Origin of the sequence: Flavobacterium sp., from assembly GCF_035760125.1 — a bacterium.
Classification (GTDB): Bacteria; Bacteroidota; Bacteroidia; order Flavobacteriales; family Flavobacteriaceae; genus Flavobacterium.
This window is the reverse complement of record NZ_DASTTN010000167.1, coordinates 1-5068: the sequence shown is the minus strand read 5'-3', so window position 1 is coordinate 5068 and position 5068 is coordinate 1. Positions and strand designations below refer to the sequence as shown.

The window sequence follows — 5068 nt, the reverse complement described above, 5'->3', positions numbered from 1 at the left end:
TACGGCTTTTTTGATATCAGCCGATTTGATGAGATAATATTTAGTAGCATCTGTCAGACCAACGGATGGTGCGCAATGTCCTGCCTGCAATGCTCTTTGGATTACTTCATCCGGTATTGCATCGTTTGTAAAATGACGGGTGTCACGGCGTGATTTTATGATTTCATCTAATGTCATTATGTGCAGTTTTTGCGTTAGGGATTGTAGTGGCATCCTTTATTGCCGGGGTTCGGCAATAAAGATATAACGAAAAGCCCGACCCTTGGGGAACGCCCAAATTTATAAAATCTATCCTTTTATTTTTACCGGAATCCCGGAAACCATCAATACAACGGTTTCGGCTTTTTGGGCGATGTATTGATTCATCCAACCTTGAAGTTCTGTGAATTTTCTACCAATATGAGTATCAGCATGAACACCCATTCCAATTTCATTGGTAACAATAATAATCGTTGTGTTTTCTTGTTGTGCAATGGCATCCAATTCGGCTTTAGCTTGTTCCAAACTTAAAGCAACATCATTTTTCGTATCCACAAAAAAATTAGTCAGCCAAAGCGTCACGCAATCGACAATGGCTACTTTTCCTGAGAAATCAATTTCGCTCAAATGCTTCTCTTTTTCATTATTCTCCCAACGTCCATCACGGTCTTTTTGGTGGCAGTCAATGCGTTTTTGGAAATCTTCGTCCCACTTTCTGGCAGTGGCCACATACATTGGCTTTTCGGATAAACCTTTGGCTAAATTTTCGGCATAACTGCTTTTTCCTGAACGTTCCCCGCCCGTTATTAAGTATATCATTTTTTTATTTTAAAAATCTCCCTAAGGATTGTATCACTGATTATGGAATAAATTATTTTTTTAACAACTGTCTTATGGACACCAAATGTCCAAAGAAAACAATTGGAACTATAAAAGTGGGCAACCAACTAAATGGAAAATTTAAGACGGCTATATTGGGTTGGTCAAAACCAAACTTTTGCATCGGCGAAGGTATCGACAATATTGCAATTACTACAATATTTATTAAAAGGGCAAGACAAATAAGATTCCAAATTAAAATGACTTTTCTACTCAACAACACTTTCGTACATCCATAATAGGCAATAAAAGACGCGGTAATTCCAGCAATTATATCAAAATTTCTCCCGGTAAACGTCATTAATTCAGGAACTGCTTTGTAAAGAAATAACCAAAACAAAACGATCTCGACCGGAATTCTCACCACGTTCAGGTAAATAATATTTACCAAAGGCAGGCTGTCTATAAATTCACGCCCTTTTGCTTTGGCAAACAATAGCACAATTGTAATGATTAGGGGCAAAACACCAAATAATGCAATTTTGGGCGGAAACAAATCTACATTAGAATTGTAAAAATTATTGAATGACAAAACCGCTTGAATAAGCAACCAAATCATCATACCAAATAAAATACTATTCGCTTTTTTTCTTGTAGCATCTTTACTTGAACTATGAATAGTCCAATAAAAAAGAACCAAAGTAACCAACGTGGTCACCACGAAAGTTATCGTAATAAAGGATGGCAAATTTTCTATCATGACCAGCAAATTATGATGTTATTAAATATGCTCTTCTTTTCAATCAATACGGACAATGTGTGCAATCGCTTTTACAGCAATAGCCCCGTTTGAGATGAAACCAAGGCTTAAAAACATAGTTGCCTTCTTCAAAATAATAATCAATTCCTTCGATTATGTTTGTGCTTTCAGGCAATAGCGAAGCTTTGTTTCCTATGGCAGTTTCCGGAGTTATGGTCGATACAAATTCATCAATTTTATCGGAACAAGCAGTTTTGAAACAACTCGAACAAAGGCAATCTGCAATATCAAAAGGATTGAAAATAGGGGGGAAATCATTGCACCAACATTTACTCCCTTCTACTGTATCTCCACAATTAAAAGGCATTTTACAAGCTGAACAATGTTTTACTTTTATTGTATTCATTTGGTAAAGATAGCATTTGTCTTATTTTTTACTTCAAAAACTAAACAGGAAATTTATAAATTAATATACCTTTGCTCTTATTGAAAAATATAAAATATGAAATTTTCGTTCTACAAAGTTATTTTATTCGCCATTCTATTTTCATTTATTGGATGTAAAAAAAATGAAAAAAATGACACTCAAACTGATGTCAACACTCCAAACAGCATTCATTATGCCAAAAGTTTAGCTATTCACAAAAATAGCGGTTATACTGTGGTAACGGTTTCAAATCCTTGGCCGGATGCGGTTAAAAATTTCACTTATATTCTAAAAGAAAAAAATGGAATTGTTCCGGACAGCCTAAAAAAATACACTCAAATTTCGGTTCCACTGAAATCAATTGTAGTGACTTCGACCACAAATATTCCTTTTCTTGAAATGTTGGGCGTTGAAAAATCACTTGTTGGTTTCCCCCATACCGATTATATTTCATCCGAAAAAACGAGAGCTTTAATTGATGCCGGTTCAATCAAAAATGTGGGTCAAAACGAAAAACTCAATATTGAACAACTGATAGAATTGTCACCGGAACTCATCGTCACTTTTGGTATTGACAACAACAATCCGAGTATTGAAAATTTACAAAAAAGCGGTTTAAATGTATTAATCCAAGCCGATTGGATGGAGCAATCCCCGCTTGGGAAAGCGGAATGGCTAAAATTGTACGGCGCTTTATTTGACAAAGAAAAAGAAGCTGATGTTTTATTCGACAATATCGTAAAAGAGTACAATGATGCTTTGTCATTGGTGGCTGAAAAAAAACCAACTTCGACAGTTTTGTACGGTTCGATGTATCAAGACCAATGGTTTGTAGCCAAAGGAAGCAGTTGGGTTGCCCAATTTATGAAAGATGCCAAAGCGGATTATCTTTGGAAAAACCTAGAAGGTACCGGAAGTCTCGGTTTGTCTTTTGAAAACATATTGGACAAAGCCAAAACAGCCAACTTTTGGATTGCAACTGGTTCGTTCAAATCATTGTCTGAATTGGAAAAAGCCAACCCACATTACAGTCAGTTTAATGCTTTTTCAGATAAGAACATTTATACTTTTGAAGGAAAATTGGGAGCTACAGGGGGAACCATTTTTTATGAATTATCACCTGCCCGACCAGATTTAGTCTTGAAAGATTACATCAAAATTTTTCATCCTGAGTTGCTTCCAAATTATACTTTTACTTTTGCTAAAAAACTGAATTAGATACAAATTGAACAATCAAAAACGAAATACGCTCTTATTCTCATTCCTTTTTTTAGGGCTGATTATACTATTTTTTGTGAACATCAGTTTAGGGTCGATTACTATACCTTTCAAGGAAGTTTACACCAGTTTGACAGGAGGCCAATCCAGTAAATCAACTTGGGAATACATCATCATCAACTATCGTTTGCCTAAAGCGATTACGGCAGTTCTGGTCGGGATGGGATTGTCCATAAGCGGATTGTTGATGCAGACTTTATTTCGGAATCCACTTGCTGGTCCTTATGTTTTGGGACTCAGTTCGGGTGCCAGTTTGGGTGTTGCTTTTGTAATATTGGGAGCCAGTGTACTACCTTCCTTTTTGAGTGGTATTTTGTTATCTCCCTACGGAATCGTTTTGGCTTCAACATTGGGCAGTACCTCCGTTTTATTATTGGTTTTATTGGTTTCACAACGCTTGCGGGACACGATGGCTATTTTGATCGTCGGACTTATGTTTGGTAGTTTCACTAGTGCTGTTGTGGGGGTTCTTACCTATTTCAGTTCGGCTGAACAATTACAAAAATTTACTTTTTGGTCGATGGGAAATCTAGGTAATTTGTCTTGGACATCCATCCTTATTTTAACGATTTGTGTCTTACTGGGATTATTTCTCAGTTTGCTTAGTATAAAGCCATTGAACGCACTGCTATTGGGTGAAAATTACGCCAAAAGTATGGGATTGAATTTCAACAAAGCACGACTTATAATCATATTGGCAACAAGTATTTTGGCAGGAAGCATAACGGCTTATGCAGGACCAATCGCTTTTATCGGATTGGCGGTTCCTCATATCGCTAAATTAGTATTTCAAACCAGTAATCATAATGTTTTATTCTGGAGCACTTTACTTTTTGGGGCAGCTATAATGCTGGTTTGCGATGTAGTTTCCCAAATGCCAGGAATGGAAATCACCTTGCCTATCAACGCCATTACTTCGATATTGGGAGCACCAGTGGTTATTTGGCTGTTGGTTCGAAAGAGGAATTTTAAGTAAACTTATAATTCAGTAATCGTTTATTTATTACAATTTTAAAAACATTTAAATAAAACATATTATGCCACATTTTGTAATTGATTGTTCCGAAAACATACTGAATCTAAAATCTCCCGAAAAAATTATGCAAGCCGTTTATGATACTGCAGAATCAACAGGTCTTTTTGACCCAGCAGATATTAAAGTTCGCATCAATCCTTTTCGATATTACAATACTGGAAATACTAAAGATGATTTTATTCATATTTTTGCGAACATAATGGAAGGTAGAACAACTGCTCAAAAAAGCAATCTCTCGAACAAAATAGTTAGTCAGTTGAAACTAATGTTTCCTGAGGTTCCGATTTTATCCATCAATATCAGGGATTTTGAAAAAGCAACCTATTGCAATAAATCAATGGTGTAAATTTTCGTTTTTCAATAAAGCTTTTATCTAAGAATTTAGAATATCTCAAAAATGAGTAATATCCTCACCACAGAAAATTTAAGCATTGGGTACTCCTCCAAAAAAGAAACTGTGACCATTGCCGAGAACCTCAACCTGAACTTACAGGCGGGGAAACTGATTGCTTTGATTGGGGCGAATGGTATTGGAAAATCGACTTTGTTACGAACTATTACTGGAATTCAAAAGCCTTTGCAGGGAACTGTATTTCTAAACGATAAAAAAATATCCAGCTACGAGCCCTTGGAATTGGCCCAAAATTTAAGTATGGTTTTGACCGAAAAATTGCCTCCCAGTAATTTAACTGTTTTTGAATTAGTTGCTTTAGGACGTCAACCTTACACGAATTGGATCGGTACATTATCAGATACCGATGTTAAAATC

At 36.0% G+C, this 5068-nt stretch carries 8 protein-coding genes; 4 read left to right on the top strand and 4 right to left on the bottom strand.

Annotated features, from left to right (window positions below):
• From VFS71_RS06480 to VFS71_RS06465, 4 genes are all read right to left on the bottom strand, one after another.
• Window positions 1-177 (bottom strand): nitroreductase family protein (locus VFS71_RS06480; RefSeq protein WP_326400092.1); only part of this gene is annotated, 177 nt, incomplete at its 3' end.
• A gap of 111 nt (window positions 178-288) precedes the next feature.
• Window positions 289-798, bottom strand: a complete 510-nt coding sequence (gene cobU / locus VFS71_RS06475) for a bifunctional adenosylcobinamide kinase/adenosylcobinamide-phosphate guanylyltransferase (protein ID WP_326400091.1) — start codon at window positions 796-798, stop codon at window positions 289-291.
• 52 nt (window positions 799-850) lie between these two features.
• Window positions 851-1558 (bottom strand): hypothetical protein, encoded by a 708-nt coding sequence (locus tag VFS71_RS06470; RefSeq protein ID WP_326400088.1) that lies wholly within the window; start codon window positions 1556-1558, stop codon window positions 851-853.
• Window positions 1559-1601: 43 nt separating this feature from the next.
• Entirely contained in the window at window positions 1602-1964 is a 363-nt protein-coding gene (locus VFS71_RS06465; protein WP_326400086.1) for a DUF5522 domain-containing protein, read from the bottom strand.
• A gap of 96 nt (window positions 1965-2060) precedes the next feature.
• Here VFS71_RS06465 and VFS71_RS06460 point away from each other — a divergent pair, with 96 nt between their 5' ends.
• From VFS71_RS06460 to VFS71_RS06445, 4 genes are all read left to right on the top strand, one after another.
• On the top strand, window positions 2061-3203 hold the full coding sequence (locus tag VFS71_RS06460; RefSeq protein ID WP_326400085.1) for an ABC transporter substrate-binding protein: 1143 nt from the start codon (window positions 2061-2063) through the stop codon (window positions 3201-3203).
• A gap of 7 nt (window positions 3204-3210) precedes the next feature.
• Window positions 3211-4239, top strand: a complete 1029-nt coding sequence (locus VFS71_RS06455; RefSeq protein ID WP_326400084.1) for an iron ABC transporter permease — start codon at window positions 3211-3213, stop codon at window positions 4237-4239.
• A gap of 61 nt (window positions 4240-4300) precedes the next feature.
• The gene (locus VFS71_RS06450) at window positions 4301-4645 is read left to right on the top strand and encodes a 5-carboxymethyl-2-hydroxymuconate Delta-isomerase (RefSeq protein ID WP_326400083.1); all 345 of its coding nucleotides are present in this window, start codon (window positions 4301-4303) and stop codon (window positions 4643-4645) included.
• Between the two features lie 51 nt (window positions 4646-4696).
• Window positions 4697-5068: ABC transporter ATP-binding protein (locus VFS71_RS06445; protein WP_326400082.1), on the top strand; the 372-nt coding region annotated here is incomplete at its 3' end.